General features: G+C 67.2%; 17 protein-coding genes and 1 tRNA gene. 9 read left to right on the top strand and 9 right to left on the bottom strand.

Annotation, left to right across the window (positions count from 1 at the left end; translation table 11 throughout):
- The first annotated feature begins 68 nt into the window (after positions 1 to 68).
- The gene (locus NDI76_RS13740) at positions 69 to 1,115 is read left to right on the top strand and encodes a thiamine pyrophosphate-dependent dehydrogenase E1 component subunit alpha (RefSeq protein ID WP_310924654.1); all 1,047 of its coding nucleotides are present in this window, start codon (positions 69 to 71) and stop codon (positions 1,113 to 1,115) included.
- 54 nt (positions 1,116 to 1,169) lie between these two features.
- On the opposite strand, the gene NDI76_RS13735 is transcribed toward NDI76_RS13740, so the two are convergent.
- Entirely contained in the window at positions 1,170 to 1,403 is a 234-nt protein-coding gene (locus tag NDI76_RS13735; protein WP_310924653.1) for an Lrp/AsnC ligand binding domain-containing protein, read from the bottom strand.
- 91 nt (positions 1,404 to 1,494) lie between these two features.
- Between NDI76_RS13735 and NDI76_RS13730 the strand changes: the two genes are divergently transcribed.
- Both NDI76_RS13730 and NDI76_RS13725 read left to right on the top strand, forming a co-directional pair.
- The gene (locus tag NDI76_RS13730) at positions 1,495 to 2,181 is read left to right on the top strand and encodes a potassium channel family protein (protein WP_310924652.1); all 687 of its coding nucleotides are present in this window, start codon (positions 1,495 to 1,497) and stop codon (positions 2,179 to 2,181) included.
- Position 2,182: 1 nt separating this feature from the next.
- Positions 2,183 to 2,413 (top strand): Lrp/AsnC ligand binding domain-containing protein, encoded by a 231-nt coding sequence (locus tag NDI76_RS13725; protein ID WP_310924651.1) that lies wholly within the window; start codon positions 2,183 to 2,185, stop codon positions 2,411 to 2,413.
- 16 nt (positions 2,414 to 2,429) lie between these two features.
- On the opposite strand, the gene NDI76_RS13720 is transcribed toward NDI76_RS13725, so the two are convergent.
- From NDI76_RS13720 to NDI76_RS13705, 4 genes are all read right to left on the bottom strand, one after another.
- A complete protein-coding gene (locus tag NDI76_RS13720) occupies positions 2,430 to 2,930 on the bottom strand; it encodes a DUF5813 family protein (RefSeq protein WP_310924650.1) in 501 nt (166 codons plus the stop codon).
- Positions 2,931 to 3,277: 347 nt separating this feature from the next.
- Complete coding sequence (locus tag NDI76_RS13715; RefSeq protein ID WP_310924649.1) at positions 3,278 to 3,454, bottom strand: DUF8015 family protein; 177 nt, start codon at positions 3,452 to 3,454, stop codon at positions 3,278 to 3,280.
- Between the two features lie 59 nt (positions 3,455 to 3,513).
- A complete protein-coding gene (locus NDI76_RS13710; RefSeq protein WP_310924648.1) occupies positions 3,514 to 4,245 on the bottom strand; it encodes a tetratricopeptide repeat protein in 732 nt (243 codons plus the stop codon).
- A 115-nt stretch (positions 4,246 to 4,360) separates the two neighbouring features.
- Positions 4,361 to 4,445 (bottom strand) — tRNA-Leu (locus NDI76_RS13705).
- Positions 4,446 to 4,656: 211 nt separating this feature from the next.
- Here NDI76_RS13705 and NDI76_RS13700 point away from each other — a divergent pair.
- A complete protein-coding gene (locus NDI76_RS13700; protein WP_310924647.1) occupies positions 4,657 to 6,330 on the top strand; it encodes an ABC transporter substrate-binding protein in 1,674 nt (557 codons plus the stop codon).
- A 3-nt stretch (positions 6,331 to 6,333) separates the two neighbouring features.
- On the opposite strand, the gene NDI76_RS13695 is transcribed toward NDI76_RS13700, so the two are convergent.
- Positions 6,334 to 6,687, bottom strand: a complete 354-nt coding sequence (locus NDI76_RS13695; protein WP_310924646.1) for a ferredoxin — start codon at positions 6,685 to 6,687, stop codon at positions 6,334 to 6,336.
- A gap of 101 nt (positions 6,688 to 6,788) precedes the next feature.
- Positions 6,789 to 7,301 (bottom strand): peptidylprolyl isomerase, encoded by a 513-nt coding sequence (locus NDI76_RS13690; RefSeq protein ID WP_310924645.1) that lies wholly within the window; start codon positions 7,299 to 7,301, stop codon positions 6,789 to 6,791.
- 90 nt (positions 7,302 to 7,391) lie between these two features.
- On the opposite strand from NDI76_RS13690, the gene sp36 reads away from it, so the two are divergent.
- The 4 genes from sp36 to NDI76_RS13670 all read left to right on the top strand — a co-directional run bounded on the left by sp36 (position 7,392) and on the right by NDI76_RS13670 (position 10,843).
- Positions 7,392 to 7,604: a Sp36 family protein gene (gene sp36 / locus NDI76_RS13685; protein WP_310924644.1), complete on the top strand. Its 213-nt coding sequence runs from the start codon at positions 7,392 to 7,394 to the stop codon at positions 7,602 to 7,604.
- Positions 7,597 to 8,670, top strand: a complete 1,074-nt coding sequence (locus NDI76_RS13680; RefSeq protein WP_310924643.1) for a DUF7972 family membrane protein — start codon at positions 7,597 to 7,599, stop codon at positions 8,668 to 8,670. Before sp36 ends, NDI76_RS13680 begins: the two co-directional genes overlap by 8 nt.
- A gap of 61 nt (positions 8,671 to 8,731) precedes the next feature.
- Complete coding sequence (locus NDI76_RS13675) at positions 8,732 to 9,754, top strand: succinylglutamate desuccinylase/aspartoacylase family protein (protein ID WP_310924641.1); 1,023 nt, start codon at positions 8,732 to 8,734, stop codon at positions 9,752 to 9,754.
- A 75-nt stretch (positions 9,755 to 9,829) separates the two neighbouring features.
- A complete protein-coding gene (locus NDI76_RS13670) occupies positions 9,830 to 10,843 on the top strand; it encodes an alcohol dehydrogenase (RefSeq protein ID WP_310924640.1) in 1,014 nt (337 codons plus the stop codon).
- A 1-nt stretch (position 10,844) separates the two neighbouring features.
- Here the strand turns inward: NDI76_RS13670 and NDI76_RS13665 are convergent, their stop codons facing one another.
- Both NDI76_RS13665 and NDI76_RS13660 read right to left on the bottom strand, forming a co-directional pair.
- A complete protein-coding gene (locus tag NDI76_RS13665) occupies positions 10,845 to 12,119 on the bottom strand; it encodes an amidohydrolase (RefSeq protein WP_310924639.1) in 1,275 nt (424 codons plus the stop codon).
- 68 nt (positions 12,120 to 12,187) lie between these two features.
- Complete coding sequence (locus tag NDI76_RS13660) at positions 12,188 to 13,261, bottom strand: anthranilate phosphoribosyltransferase (RefSeq protein ID WP_310924638.1); 1,074 nt, start codon at positions 13,259 to 13,261, stop codon at positions 12,188 to 12,190.
- A 103-nt stretch (positions 13,262 to 13,364) separates the two neighbouring features.
- Here NDI76_RS13660 and ahbB point away from each other — a divergent pair, with 103 nt between their 5' ends.
- Positions 13,365 to 14,423, top strand: a complete 1,059-nt coding sequence (gene ahbB, locus NDI76_RS13655; protein WP_310924637.1) for a siroheme decarboxylase subunit beta — start codon at positions 13,365 to 13,367, stop codon at positions 14,421 to 14,423.
- The last annotated feature ends 38 nt before the right edge of the window (positions 14,424 to 14,461 follow it).

Raw genomic sequence — 14,461 nt, 5'->3', positions numbered from 1 at the left:
GGGTCGGAGCGGCCGGTCGGGGGCGCGAATCGCGGGCGTTTATCACGGACCCCGGCGAGATGGCCGACATGCATCGACTCATCGGCGAGCGTTCGCTCGCCGACTCGTGGCTCGACGAGGGGGACGCGCGCGCCGCGTTCCGCGATATGGTCCGGACGCGGCGCTTCGACGAACGCGCGCTCGCGCTTCAGCGGCGCGGGTGGATGAGCGGCTATCCGCCGTTCCACGGGCAGGAGGCCTCGCAGGTGGGCGCCGCGCACGCGATGCGCGAGGACGACGTGCTCTTTCCGACGTACCGCTCGAACGCCCTCCAGATAGCCCGCGGCGTGCCGATGAGCGACGTGTTCGCCTTCCGCCGCGGCCACCCGGAGTTCACCTCGGGCCACGACGTGCCCGTCTTCCCGCAAGCCGTCCCCATCGCCACGCAGATTCCGCTGGCGACGGGCGCGGGGATGGCGGCGACGTACCTCGAACAGTCGCACGCGATACTCGTCTGCTTCGGCGACGGCGCCACCTCGGAGGGCGACTTCCACGAGGGGCTGAACTTCGCGGGCGTGTTCGACGCCCCCGTCGTCTTCTTCTGTGAGAACAACGACTGGGCCATCTCGCTGCCGCGGGAGCGCCAGACCGCCAGCGACTCCATCGCCGTCAAGGCCGAGGCGTACGGTTTCGAGGGCGTGCAGGTGGACGGCAACGACCCGTTCGCCGTCCGCGAGACGGTCACGGAGGCGCTGGCGGACGCGCGCGACGGCAGCCCCGTCCTCGTCGAGAGCCTCACGTACCGGCGAGGGCCGCACACGACGGCCGACGACCCGAGCGCCTACCGCGACGACAACCCGGACCTCCCCGAGTGGCGCGTCCGCGACCCCCTCGAACGGACCGAGGAGTTCCTGCGCGGGGAGGGAGCGATAGACGACGAGTTCGTGGAGTCGACGTACGAAGCGGCCGACGAGGAACTCCGCGAGGCCGTCGAGGCGGTGGAGGACCTGCCGGAACCCGACCCCGACGACGTGTTCGAACACGCCTACGAGTCGCTGCCGCCGGACCTACGGGCGCAGCGAGAGGGGATGCGCGAGTTCCTGACCCGGCACGACCCGAACGAACTGGAGCGCTGAGGTCGCGGACGCGCGGACCGCCGACCCCTGACCGTCGTGCGCCGACCGACCGACTCAGTCTTCCATCGAGATGTACGTCTTCGTATCGGTGACGCCGTCGAGCCCCTGAATCCCGCTGGAGGCCGTCTGAAGGACCTGATACACCTCGTCGGACGTCACCTCCGCGATGATGTCGTACGCGCCCGCGACGACGTGCGCCTCCGTCACCGTCTCTAACTCCCGAATCGGCGCGAGGAGCGTCTCGGAGACGCCCGCCCCCGTCTTCACCATGATGTAGGCGTGTACCATGGTATGGTGGTGCACGGCACGCGACATAGCGTTTGCGCCGACCGGTCCAACGGGGGAAGCTTATTCATCTCAGACAGCGTACTGCTTTCCCATGCGATTCGTTATCATTGGGTCAGGACGTGTGGGGCTTCGAACGGCCCGTGTTCTCAGAGACGAAGGCCACGAGGTGACGCTCGTCGAAATCGACGACGACAGAGCCGAACGCGCTCGCGAAGCGGGCTTCGAGATAGTCGAAGGCGACGGCTCCCGCGAGGACGTGCTCGAACGTGCGGGCGTCGGCGACGCCGACGCTCTCGGAGCGCTCACGAGCGACTTGAACGTCAACTTCGCGGCCTGCTCCATCGCCAAACACCACGGGCTCCGGACGGTGCTCCGGGTCGACGAGGACTATCGCGAGGAGGTGTACCAGAAGTACGCCGACCAGGTCGACCAGGTGGTCTACCCGGAGCGACTGGGCGCCATCGGCGCGAAGAACGCCCTACTCGGCGGCTCGGTCCGGGCCATCGCGGACATCGCACAGAACCTCCAGGTCGTCCTCATGACCGTCAGCGACGACTCCCCGATGCACGGGTACTCCATCGAGGAGGTGGCGCTCCCGGCGCACGCGCGCGTTATCGCGTTCGGCAAGGCCGACCAGCCGATGGGCATTCCGATGACCGACGACTCCTTGGAGACGGGCGACCGGTTGGCCATCCTCGCCGACTTCGAGGTACTCGGGGAGGTCAGACAGTTGATCGTCGGCGAAAGCGGCGTCGCCGCCGCCGCGGGGGGTGCCTGAGATGGTGACCGCCTACGTGATGGTGAAGGCGTCGACGGGCGACGTCGACGGACTGAAACGCTCCATGCTGGACCTCCACGACGGCGTCGAGAGCGTCAGCATCGTCGCCGGCGACGTGGACTTCATCGTCAAAACGAGCGTGGACGACACCGCGCAGGTCAAAGAGATAGCCGCGTCCATCCACGAGATGTCCGGCATCGAGGACACCCAGACGTACATCGCGATGGACTGAATCGGGGGTGCCCGGGTCAGAGCGGCGTTCCTTCGCTGTTCGCCGCGTCGGTCGCGCGGTTGATGAGGCCCGCGACGGGGTCGGTGTACTCGTAGCCGGGGATGACTCCCTGCACGTACGTTCCCTCCACGTAGTCGACGACGGCACCGGCGTCCTCGACGCCCCGCCGTTCGTTGATGTCCGAGAACGACGTCCTGACGACGGCCGACGTCACCTCGCGGGTCACGTCCACGTCGAGGTCGCGTTCCTTCTTCGTCACGCCGCCCACGTCCTCGACGCGCAACGCGAACGTCTCGTACCAACCGTCCTCGACGACGGGCGCCACCTCGTCCTCCGTGACGTCGTCGAGCATCGGCACGCGGACGGTCACGTCGAACGTGATCTCTCCCTCGTTTTCGCCGACGTCGACCCGGCCGTCGAACGCCGTCGCGGTCCACTCGTACGTGGACCCGTCTCGCTTCTCGAAGGAGTCGTGGTCGCTGAGGGCGCGCCGCGCCCTGTCGGGTAGTTCGCTCATAGGACGGGAGAGGCGTTCGCGGGACAAAAGCCCCTCGCGTTCGGCCCCCCTCATTCCCGACAGCGGGCACACAACCGGAGAGTTTGCGAGCGTGCGGCACGCTTAAGTGGTTCCCCGGCTTGGACGTAAGTGACGCTTCGCTTTGGAGGGCCGAAGCGTCAGCGGGGACCAATTCAGGGCGGCAGCGTCCGTTCGGGCTGTTCCCGAACGGGCGCTACCTTTTCCCACGATACTCACATTCTGAGCGTGCCGTCCGTCGGACGCGATACGCGAAATTCACAGCGACGGCGCTCGCGAAAGTCTTCTGCGGACGGTCGAGAAACGACGTCGAGCGGAGAGCTCCCGGACTACAGATACTCTCCGAGGGTGCCGCCGACGAGGACGCCCGCGGCGAGGATGGACCCGGCGCTGGCCGCGAGGTAGACGGGAATCGACGAGAGGACGCCCAGCACGGCGGCGCAGGCGAGACTGACTCCCATCACCGCGAGGAGGTAGTCGAATCGCGTGGGCTCGTTGGCGGGCATCACCGACATGGTGTAATGAGATATAATTAGGGCCAGCGGGGAATAAGTTGCGGCGCGGGTCACTCCTCGCGGAGACGGTTCAACGAGCGCGTCTCCAGACCGCTCCGCGCCCGTTCTTCGATTTCGGCGGCGCGGTCGTACTCGCCCAGGGCCTCCAGCGCCCGGCGTCGCTCGTCGGCGACCCACGCCGTCCGCAGGCCGAGCGAGGCGGCCGCGTCGAGACACCGGAGCGCCTCTTCGTACTGGCCGCGTTCGTTCAGGAGGTAGCCCCGGTTGTACCACGCCTCGGCCAACCGCGGGTCGCGTTCGACGGCCGCCTCGGCGTGTTCCAACGGCGCCGTGCTCTCGCCGGACTCCCACAGCGCCGCCGCGAAGTTCGTCTCCGCCGCGGCCGAGAGGGCGTCGTCGGCGTCGATTCGCATCGCCTCGCGGTGCGAACTCGCCGCCTCGTCCCACTCGTCCAACTCGCCGTGCGCGATGCCCTTGTTCACCCACGCTTCGGCCGCCGCCGCCGACTCCTCGGGCGCGTAGAACGCCGCCCGCGTAAACGAGTCGATGGCTTGTTCGTACTGTTCGATGGCGAGGTACTCCAGTCCGACGTCTATCAGCGTCGAGACGTCCACGCCGTCGGGGTGCACCTGCGACTCCTCGACGACGTCCGCGAGGACGTAGTCGTCCGCCGGGTCGACGTCGGCCACCGGGCCGTCGGCGCCGAGGTCGAACCCCTCGTAGGGGTCGCCGAACCCCTGTCCGTCGGAGTACCGGTGCGGCCGGTCGTTACTGGTAGTCATTCCTATAGGTTGGGTCGAAGAGGAGATAACCGCGTCGGCGAGTACCGACTGACGGGAGCGTACGAGGCTCAACCATCGACACGGTCGCTCCGCTCGCTTCGCTCGCAGACGACTATGCGGGGGATGGGATTCGAACCCATGAACTCCTACGAGAGCGGATCTTAAGTCCGCCGCCTTTGGCCTAGCTCAGCCACCCCCGCTCGTTTCTTGGCTTTCCTGCCGTCACCAATATGGTTTCGCTTCGCCGCCGCGAACGGGCGGCGTCGGGCGGTTCGGCGCCGTCGGGTCGTCCGTCTTCTTCCGCCTCGCCGCGACGTTCGTCTACTTTCCGCGCCGTCGCCGACCGAGATGGCGGAAACCGACGCGTCCTGCACCAAGTTTTTTACCCAGCATCCGTTAATCCGCGAGAGAATGACCGAGGAGAGCGAAAATCGTTCGAGGCGGAGAGTGCTGCAAGGAATCGGTGCGGCCGGAATCACCGGTCTCGCCGGCTGTGCGGGCGGCGACGGCGGCGAGAGCGAGGGGACCGGGGCGGGCACCGCGACGTCGACGGAAGGCGCCGGAGCCACCGGGACGGAGGAGACGGCGACGTCGGCGGGCGGGGACGGCCCGACGCTCAACTTCGCGCAGACGAAGTCGCCGCTGGACCTCGACCCGATGAAGGCCAACGACATCCCGTCGCTGCAGGTGGTCGAGCAGGTCTTCGACGGACTGTACACCTACGAGGAGGGGACGACGCTGACCCCGCAACTCGCGGACGGCGAACCCGAGGTGAGCAGGGAGGGAACGCGGTACGTCGTCTCGCTGAAGGACGGAATCACGTTCCACAACGGCGACCCCATCACCGCCGAGGACGTGAAGTACTCGTTCCTCGCGCCGGGTCGCGAGGAGACGGAGAACGGGTCGGAGTTCACGATGATAGACTCCATCACCACCGTCGACGAGGCGACGGTGCAGTTCGACCTGAAGTACCCGTTCGGGCCGTTCCGGCACAAACTCTCGTGGTACCCTGTGCCGAAGTCCGTCCGAGAGGAGAACAAGCAGGCGTTCAACACCTCTGACCCCGTCGGCAGCGGCCCCTACGAGTTCGTCGAGTGGCAGGAAGGCAGCTACGTCCGCATGCAGCGATACGACGACTACTGGGGCGAACCCATGCCGGAGATAGCGTCACTGGAGTTCAGACCGATTTCGGAACCGACGACGCGAGTCACGACGCTCCGCAACGGCGAGAACCACATCATCCAGACGGTGCCGCCGAAACTGTACTCCACGGTGAACGGGATTCAGGAGGCCGACGTCGCCGAACGCGGCGGCCTCGGCTACTACTACCTCTCCTTCAACTGCAACGAGGGGCCGACGGCCGACAAGAAGGTGCGCGAGGCCATCGACTACGCCATCTCGATGGACGAGGCCGTCTCGAACTACGTCGAACCCGCGGGGGTCCGCATGACCAGTCCCCTGCCGCAGAGCCTCATCGAGTCGTGGGACTTCCCCATCGAGGAGTGGCAGCAGATACCCCACGAGAAGGACCAGACCAAGGCCGAGCAGTTGATGGAGGAGGCCGGCGTCGACAAGGACTACGACTGGACCATCATCGTCCCGCCGGACGACAAGCGCGAACAGATCGGTATCACCGTCTCGAACGCCCTCAACAGCATGGGCTTCTCGAACGCCTCCGTCCAGCGTCTCGACTGGGGGGCGTTCCTCGACAAGTACGCGACGGGCAACGAGGACGACTACAACATGTACACCCTCGGCTGGGTGGACGAAGTCGACCCGGACGGCTACCTCTACTACATGTTCCACGAGTCCGAGGCGGGGTCGACCAACGGCTGTTACTACGAGAACGACGAGGTGATGACGCAACTCGACCAGGCCCGCGAGTCCCCGAACCGCGAGGAGCGCAAACAGTTGTACACCGACGCCATCACGACGATTCTGGAGGACCGCCCGCACCTCCCGGCGTACAACCTCAAGAACAGCTTCGGCGTCCGGAGCGAGGTGCAGGGCTTCCGCCCGCACACCATCTCCGGCATCAACCCGCGCATGGCCGGCCCCCTCGGGACGGTTACGCTGGACGAGTAGCGGTTACCAGTCGACGCTCAGCGACCCGTCGCCGTTCGGGTCCGGGGCTATCTCCTCGTCCGTCCGTCGGTCGATGACGTGGATGACGCCGCGGTCCTTCTTCGCCGGGCACACCTCGGCGGCGCGGACGTTCTCCTCTAACTCCTCTTCGCCGATAAAGTAGGACTTCGGCCGCGCGAGCCCCGACGCCATGTCCATCTCCCAGTTGTCGGCGACTTCGGCGCACCGGCCCGCCCCGAAGCATTTGTTCGCCTCGAAGATTATCTTGTAGGGCTTCTCGTCTATCGGCGGCGCGTTCGCCTCGTCGCCCACGTCGCTCGGGCGGAGTGGCCCGTCGGCGTCCTCGGAGTCGCTCATGGAGGCACCTAGCGGGGAGGCGGACTTTGCGCTGTCGGTTGTCGGGTGCCGGTGCCCGGTTGTCGCACGCCGCGTGCCGAATCGAGAAGACGGGAAGAGAGCTACCGGTCGACGTCGACGGACTCGATTTCGACGTCCTTCATCGGCTTGTCGTTGCGATCCGTCGGGAGCGAGCCGATCTCCTCGACCACGTCCATCCCCTCGATGACCTCGCCGAAGACGGCGTGGCGGTCGTCGAGGTGCGGTTGGGCGTCGAGGGTGATGAAGAACTGCGAGCCGTTCGTGTTCGGACCGCTGTTGGCCATCGACAGTTTACCCGCCCCGTCGTGGCGCAGTTCGTCGTGGAACTCGTCGTCGAACTGGTAGCCGGGGCCGCCGCGGCCGGTCCCCTCGGGGTCCCCGCCCTGAATCATGAAGTCGCTGATGACGCGGTGGAAGACGGTTCCCTCGTACAGCGAGTCCGTCCGCTCCTCGCCGGTCTCGGGGTCCTTCCACTCCTTCTCGCCCGTCGCGAGACCGATGAAGTTCTCCACCGTCCGCGGCGCGCGCTCTTCGAACAGTTCGACGACGATGTCGCCTCGGGTCGTGTGGAGCGTCGCAGTCGGGTTGCTCATGTCACTCCGGACGCGGTGCGGGGTGAAAACGTTGGTGAGTTGCTCCGTCGGCCGGTAACGCCATACCAGTTGCATCCCGGTGTACACAGTATGTCCGAAGAGACGACGCGCTGGGAGTACCACACCCTCCGGCCGCCCCGCGGGTCGGCGAGAGCGGAGGCGTCAGACCCCGTCGAGGAACTGAACGACCTCGGCGACGACGGCTGGGAACTGGTCTGCGGCGTCGACTACGTGGAGGGGGGAACGAAGTACCTCGTCCTCAAACGGCCGAAAGCGGACGACGATGCGGAACGTCATGACTGACGGCACCGAACGCTCGGAAATCCTCGACCGGACGTACGACCCGAGCGAGGACGACGACGCGACGGTCGGGTCGGCGAACACGATGCGGGAACGGGCCGGCGAGTCCCGACTGAAACTGTGGATCCTCCTCGAAGCCAACCGCCTCGTCGCCACGGGGGTGCTCGCAACCGTCTTCTTCGTTCTCCTCGTCATCGGCGGCATCTCGCTCGACCCGCCGTTCCTGACGACCGTCAGGTCCGGCGACGTGCTGGACTCCATCTTCGCGACGATGGCCAGCGCCACCATCACCGGCGTCACCCTCGTCGTCACCATCACGCAGGTGGTCATCTCCCAGGAACTCGGCCCGTTCGGCGACCAGCGCTCGCGGATGAGCGGCGCGATGGACACCCGCGAGTACATCCGCGAACTCACCGGTTTGAACTCCGCACCGGCGGACCCCTCGGCGCTCCTCTCGGCGCTCGTCGCGGCGGCGCAAGTTCAGGCTACGAACGTGAAGGACGCGACGGAGCGAATCGACGACGAGGACGCCACCGACGAACTGGCCGAGTTCTGCGACAGCACCTCCGAGAACGCCGACGTGGTGCTCGACAGACTGCACGGCGCGACGTTCGGAACGTTCGACCTCCTCTCGGCGGCGCTGGATTTCAACTACGGTCGGAAGGTGTTCGAGGTGGACCGACTCCTCGCCCGGCACAACGACGCTATCGACGAGCGGACGCGGACGGCGCTGAACGACCTGCGGGATGCGCTCGTCATGTTCGGCCCCGCCCGCGAGCACGTGAAGACGCTGTACTTCCAGTGGGCGCTGACCAGCCTCTCCCAACTCGTCGCCTACGCCGCCATCCCGGCGCTGCTCGTCTCCGTCGGCATGCTGGCGTTCGTCGACTACACGACGTTCACGGGGTCGTTCCTCGCCGTCGACAACATCGTCTGGGTGACGATGTTCGCCTTCTCCGTCTCGATTCTCCCGTTCCTCCTCCTCCTGTCGTACGTGCTCCGCATCGCCACCGTCGCCAAGCGGACGCTCTCTATCGGCCCGTTCGTCCTCCGCGACAGTCAGCGTTAGCGCGAGCGCCGACCGCCCCGCTTTCCGTAGCTACAAAGCCCCGCCTCGCGAACCACCGGACATGCACACCGCCGAGACGGTCACCCTCGCGCGCCTCCCCTCGGGAATCGACGTGGAGACGACGGTTCACACCTACGGCTCGGGCGACGACGACGGCCCCACCGTCTACGTCCAAGCGGCCCAGCACGGCCGCGAGATAAACGGCACCGAGACGCTCCGCCGCGTCCACGAGCGACTCGATTCTGAGGAGCTATCGGGCACACTCGTCGCCGTCCCCGTCGCGGACCCGCTGACGTTCGACCGCAGTTCCTACACGACGCCCGAGTCGCTCGACTCGGTCCACTCGAACATGAACCGCGTCTGGCCCGGCGACGCCGAGGGGTCGTTGCACGAGCGCATGGCCGCGGCACTGTGGGAGTACGCGGGCGAGGTCGACTACATCGTCGACCTGCACACCGGTAGCCCCGAGATGCTGACCCACACGGTGTACCTGCAGGGCGATACCGAGAGCCGTCGCCTCGCGGAGGCGTTCGGAACCGACCTCCTCCTCGCGGAGGCGGCGGGCGACGATCGCAAATCGGACGATTTGCGAGCCAACCAGAACTCGCCGGGCTCTGGTGACGACGCCGACGTGGAGTGGTCCGAGCGCAACTTCGGCGGGAAACTCCGCGTCGCCGCCACGCGCCGGGGCATCCCTTCCATCACGCCCGAACTCGCGCACAACAAGCAGTTGGTCGAACCCGCCATCGAGACGGGCGTCCGCGGCGTGTTCAACGTCCTGCGCGAACTCGATATGCTTCCGAGCGACCCCGAACTCCCGGCCGAGCAGACGACGGCCCGGAACCACCTCGGGCGCGTCACCGCCGCCGACTCCGGACTCTTCCACGCCGCTCCGGACGCCGAACTCGGCCGCGAGGTGGCGGAGGGCGACCACCTCGGGCGTGTTTACGACCCGACGACGTACGAGGTGCTACAGGAGGCGACGGCCGACCGCGCCGGCGTCGTCTACTCCGTCTGCCGCGAGGCGACGGTGACGGCCGGCCAGACGCTCGTCGGCGTGGCGATGCCGCTGGACGGGGCGTAGCGAACCCCTACGGTATCGAACTGGTAAGCGAACCGCCCAAACCGCCTACGGTCGTTCCTTCCCTACTTCGACTCGATGAAAGCTGTCCAGATTCCGGAACCCGGAGCGGAGTTCGAAGTCGTCGACCGAGACGTGCCAGAACCCGAAGCGAACGAAGTCAGAGTCGCCGTCGAGGCCTGCGGCATCTGCCACAGCGACGCGTTCGTCAAGGAGGGCCAGTGGCCCGGCGTGGAGTACCCGCGCGTCCCCGGCCACGAGGTGGCCGGCCGCGTGGATGCGGTCGGCGAGGACGTAACCGAGTGGGAGGAGGGGGAGCGAGTCGGCGTCGGGTGGCACGGCGGCCACTGTTTCACCTGCGAGGCCTGCCGCCGCGGCGACTTCATCGCCTGCGAGAACGCGCAGGTGACCGGCTTCGACTACGACGGCGGCTACGCCGAGTACCTGACCGCCCCGCGCGAGGCGCTGGCGAAGGTCCCCGACGAACTGGACGCCGTCGACGCCGCGCCCCTCCTGTGCGCCGGCATCACGACGTTCAACTCCCTCAGAAACTCCGACGCCCGGCCGGGTGACCTCGTGGCCGTCCAGGGCGTCGGCGGCCTCGGCCACCTCGGCATCCAGTACGCCTACGAGGCCGGGTTCGAAACGGTCGCCGTCTCCACGTCGCCCGAGAAGGAGGACCTCGCGTACGAACTCGGCGCCGACCACTTCATCGACGCCAGCGAGGCCGACGCCGGCGAGGAACTCCAGTCGATGGGCGGCGCGAAGGTCGTTCTCGCCACCGCGCCCAGCGCCGACGCGATGTCCTCCATCGCCGACGGCGTCGGCGTCGACGGCAAACTCCTCACCATCGCCGTGCCGGGCGAACCGCTCTCGGTCGACGTGCAACCCCTCGTCACCGGGCGGCGGAGCGTCGGCGGGTGGCCCTCGGGCACGCCGCACGCCTCGGAGGACACCCTCGACTTCAGCGCCCTGCGCGACGTGACGCCGAAAGTCGAGACGTTCTCCTTGGACGAGGCGGAGGAGGCCTACGCGGCGATGATGGAGAACGAAGTTCGGTTCCGGTCGGTGCTGGTGCCGGACTCGGAATAAGTCAGCGCAGGTCGCCCGCCACCCGCCGAATCGACTCGGTCACCACGTCGACGGCGATGTCGAGCGACTCCTCCTCGACGTCGAAGTACGCCGTGTGGTGGCCGGCGGGATTGCTCGCTCCGACGCCGATGTACGATGCCACACCGCCGTTCTCCTGGACTTTCCGAATCAAGAACGAGGCGTCCTCGCTCCCGCCGAACGGGCTTCGGCCGCAGACCTGATTCACGTCGTCGACCTCTTCGGCGGCGGCCATCACCGCGTCCACCATCGACTGGTCGTTCTCGAACGTCGTCGTCATGCCGTACAGACTCGTCTCGTAGTCCACCTCGTGCATGTCGGCGGCGTGCTTCAGCACGCGTTCGGCCTTCGCCATCATGTAGTCGTTCAGGTCGGCGTCGCCGCCGCGTACCTCCACGCGCATCCGCGCCTCCTCGCAGATAACGTTCTGGGCGTTGTCGGCGCTGACCCGGCCCACGTTGATTCGAGTCATCCCGTCGGCGTGCCGCGGGATGGCGTAGAGGTTTTGTATCGCCGTGCTCATCGCCTGCAGGGCGTTTCTCCCCTCTTGCGGCGCGCCGCCGGCGTGGGCGGGTTCGCCCTCGAACGTCACGTCTATCTTCGCGTTCGACAGCGGGCGGTCGTAACCGCCGACGATAGTGCCCGTCTCCTCGTCGAGGCCGAGGTGGAGGGCGAACAGGGCGTCCACGTCGTCCAGGTGGTCGGTCTCGCTCATCGGCTTGCCGCCGCGGCCGCCCTCTTCGGCGGGTTGGAAGAACAGTTTCAGCGTGCCGTCGAAGCCCTCCTCGTCGAACGCGCGGGCGACGCCGACGCCGATGGCGGTGTGGCCGTCGTGACCGCAGGCGTGCATCTCACCGGGGTGCGTGCTGGCGAACCCCTCGCGGGCGGGGCGGTGGTCGTCGTCCATCGCCTCCGACCGTTCGAGCGCGTCGATGTCGACGCGAACCCCCACCGTCGGCCCGTCGCCGTAGCGCTTCTCGGCGACGAGACCGGTCACGTCGTCCATGTACTCCAAGTACTCCTCCGGGGCGCCCTCGCGCTTCGCGCGTTCGCGGGCGGCGGCGATGTCGTCGTCGTCGGGAACGCCGAGTCGTTCGGCGACGTTCACGGCATCGGGGCCGAGCGAGAGGTCGAAGCCGAGGGCGTCCAGTTCCTCGGCGACGAGCGCGGTCGTTCGGAACTCCTTCCACCCCGCCTCGGGGTGGCGGTGGAGGTCGCGGCGGATCTCCCGGAGCGTCAGGTCGGCGAACGAGGTCATACCCGTCGCTCGCCGTCCGGACAAAAAAACGCGCGGAAAGCGGTGAAGACGGGTCGGACCCCGGAATCTCAGAACGCCCGCAGGTCTTCGAGGACGGCCTCTGCGGCGCCGGAGTCGAGGCTCTCGCGGGCCATCTCCAGCCCCTCGGACAGCGACTCGGCGTCCTCGCGGGCGTAGATGCGGAACGCCGCGTTGAGTTCGACGGCGTCGGCGAAGTGGTCGGTTCGGTCGCCCGCTATCACCGACTCCGTAATCTCGGCGGAGTCGCCCGCCACGTCGTCGGGGTCGACTTCGAGGTCCTCCGTCTCGAAGTCCATCCCGTACTCCGCGGTCTCTATCTCGAAGTCGGTGAACACGCCGTCGGTGGATTCGCCGACCTTCGTGTAGCCCGGTCGGATGTCGTCGTACCCCTCCATGCCCTGGAACATGACGACGCGGCGCGGGCCGAGGTTCTCGGACCGTTCGAACGTGTCGACGATTTTCTTGGCGAACGAGAGGTGGTAGAAGCTTCCGAGGTGGACGTCGGCGTTCGCCGGGTTGGCGATGGTCTCGACGGTGTTGACGAACGTGCGCACGCCCATCTGGTCGCGGCGGTCGAACAAGTCGTGAATCGCGGGGTTGAACGCCGGTTGGTAGTAGAAGCCGAACCCCGTTTCGTCCACCTGGTCGGCGCTCTCTTCGGGGGAGAGTTCCGTCCGAATCCCGAGTTCGTCGAGGACGTGCTTGTAGGCGTCCTGCTTCTGCGTCGGCACTCGGTCCCCGGAGTGGGCGACGACGGGCGTCCCGGCGGCGGCGGCGACGATGCCCGCGGCGGCGCCGAGGATGGCGGTATCACCCTTCCCGTCGTAGTTCGCGCCGCAGTCGACCGGGTCGGCGTCGGGTTCGGCGTACTCGACGTGTTCGCACATCACGTCCGCGTAGGCGGCGAGTTCCTCCGCGACGTTGTGCTTCCAGCGGTTCGCCAGCCAGAACGCCCCCAGCGTCGTGTGGTCCGGTTCGTCGGCGAGGATGCGCCGCATCGCCTCGGTCGCCTGCTCGCGGTTCATGTCCTCGGCGGACTTCGTCCCCGTTCCGACTACTTCGGTCATGAGTCGCTTCAGCGGCCACTCCCCGAACTCCCGTCGCTCCGGTACCTGTGACATGGTCTGACGTTGGACAGCGCGCGTGAAAAGTCGTACGTTAGCGTGAGCTGAATCGCCGCTCGAACCCGAAATAGGTACGTTCACCGAGTCCTCATAGTCGACGATGAGCGCACTGACCGACGACTGGCGCTCGGACCTCGACGCCGTCGACGCGCGCCTCGTCGACGAGTACCAGAGCGACTTCCCGGTCGTCGAACGTCCGTTTCGCGCCGTCGGCGAGGAACTCGGCGTCTCCGAGGACGAGGCGCTCGCGCGCGTCCGAACCCTCTCCGAACGGGGTATCTTCCGGCGGTTCGGCGCGGTGTTGAACCCCCCCGTCATCGGTAGTTCGACGCTGGCGGCCGTCTCGGCGCCCGAGGACCGCTTCGCCGAGGTGGCGGCGATAATCAACGACCACCGGCAGGTGAACCACAACTACCGGCGAGACCACGAGTGGAACATGTGGTTCGTCGTCACCGCCGCCTCCCGAGAGGAGCGCGACGAAATCCTGGCCGACATCGAGGAGCGAACCGGCTTGGAGGTTCTGAACCTCCCGATGCTGACCGACTACTACATCGACCTCGAATTTCCGGTCGTCAACGACGACCGCTTCGCCCGCGAGAGCCTCGCGGCGACGGCGGTGAACGCCACCCGCATCTCCGAGGAGGCGGCGGGGGACCTCTCGGCCCTCGACGCCGCCCTCTTGGTCGAGATTCAGGACGGGTTCCCGCTGACGGCGACGCCGTACCGGGACGTCGCCGAACGGCTCGCCTCCGCCGGCGTCGACGCGAGCGTGGAGGACGTGCTCGCCGCCGTCCGGCGACTGCTCGACGACGGCTGTATCAAGCGCGTCGGCTGCGTCGTCAACCACGTCGTCACCGGCTTCGACGCCAACTGCATGGTCGTCTGGGACGTGCCCGACGACGAACTCGACGGGAGAGGAGAAGCGGTGGGCCGACTCCCGTACGTCACGCTCTGCTATCACCGGCCGCGCCGCCCCGAGCAGAACTGGCCGTACAGCCTCTTCACGATGATTCACGGCCGCGAGGCGGAGGCGGTGGACGAGAAGATAGACGAACTCGCCTCGGAGTATCTCCCGTTCGACCACGAGCGCCTGTACTCGACGGAGACGCTGAAGCAGACGGGCGCGCAGTACGAGAAACTGGTCGGGAACGGGAAGTAGCGCGCGGCTTCGCTCGTTCGCTTCCGCTCTCCGTTCCG

The organism is Halogeometricum sp. S1BR25-6 (genome assembly GCF_031624495.1).
Classification (GTDB): Archaea; Halobacteriota; Halobacteria; order Halobacteriales; family Haloferacaceae; genus Halogeometricum; species Halogeometricum salsisoli.
Note: the sequence above shows the minus strand (reverse complement) of the source record. Positions and strands in the feature narration are given on the sequence as shown.

What these genes read in the sequence shown, in the direction of transcription:
- NDI76_RS13670 (WP_310924640.1), top strand. Translation starts at nt 9,830, where the DNA reads ATGAAAGCTGTCCAGATTCCGGAACCCGGAGCGGAGTTCGAAGTCGTC.
- sp36 (WP_310924644.1), top strand. Translation starts at nt 7,392, where the DNA reads ATGTCCGAAGAGACGACGCGCTGGGAGTACCACACCCTCCGGCCGCCC.
- NDI76_RS13735 (WP_310924653.1), bottom strand. Translation starts at nt 1,403, where the DNA reads ATGGTACACGCCTACATCATGGTGAAGACGGGGGCGGGCGTCTCCGAG.
- NDI76_RS13680 (WP_310924643.1), top strand. Translation starts at nt 7,597, where the DNA reads ATGACTGACGGCACCGAACGCTCGGAAATCCTCGACCGGACGTACGAC.
- NDI76_RS13660 (WP_310924638.1), bottom strand. Translation starts at nt 13,261, where the DNA reads ATGTCACAGGTACCGGAGCGACGGGAGTTCGGGGAGTGGCCGCTGAAG.
- NDI76_RS13710 (WP_310924648.1), bottom strand. Translation starts at nt 4,245, where the DNA reads ATGACTACCAGTAACGACCGGCCGCACCGGTACTCCGACGGACAGGGG.
- NDI76_RS13730 (WP_310924652.1), top strand. Translation starts at nt 1,495, where the DNA reads ATGCGATTCGTTATCATTGGGTCAGGACGTGTGGGGCTTCGAACGGCC.
- ahbB (WP_310924637.1), top strand. Translation starts at nt 13,365, where the DNA reads ATGAGCGCACTGACCGACGACTGGCGCTCGGACCTCGACGCCGTCGAC.
- NDI76_RS13740 (WP_310924654.1), top strand. Translation starts at nt 69, where the DNA reads ATGCATCGACTCATCGGCGAGCGTTCGCTCGCCGACTCGTGGCTCGAC.
- NDI76_RS13715 (WP_310924649.1), bottom strand. Translation starts at nt 3,454, where the DNA reads ATGCCCGCCAACGAGCCCACGCGATTCGACTACCTCCTCGCGGTGATG.
- NDI76_RS13695 (WP_310924646.1), bottom strand. Translation starts at nt 6,687, where the DNA reads ATGAGCGACTCCGAGGACGCCGACGGGCCACTCCGCCCGAGCGACGTG.
- NDI76_RS13665 (WP_310924639.1), bottom strand. Translation starts at nt 12,119, where the DNA reads ATGACCTCGTTCGCCGACCTGACGCTCCGGGAGATCCGCCGCGACCTC.
- NDI76_RS13690 (WP_310924645.1), bottom strand. Translation starts at nt 7,301, where the DNA reads ATGAGCAACCCGACTGCGACGCTCCACACGACCCGAGGCGACATCGTC.
- NDI76_RS13720 (WP_310924650.1), bottom strand. Translation starts at nt 2,930, where the DNA reads ATGAGCGAACTACCCGACAGGGCGCGGCGCGCCCTCAGCGACCACGAC.
- NDI76_RS13675 (WP_310924641.1), top strand. Translation starts at nt 8,732, where the DNA reads ATGCACACCGCCGAGACGGTCACCCTCGCGCGCCTCCCCTCGGGAATC.
- NDI76_RS13725 (WP_310924651.1), top strand. Translation starts at nt 2,183, where the DNA reads ATGGTGACCGCCTACGTGATGGTGAAGGCGTCGACGGGCGACGTCGAC.
- NDI76_RS13700 (WP_310924647.1), top strand. Translation starts at nt 4,657, where the DNA reads ATGACCGAGGAGAGCGAAAATCGTTCGAGGCGGAGAGTGCTGCAAGGA.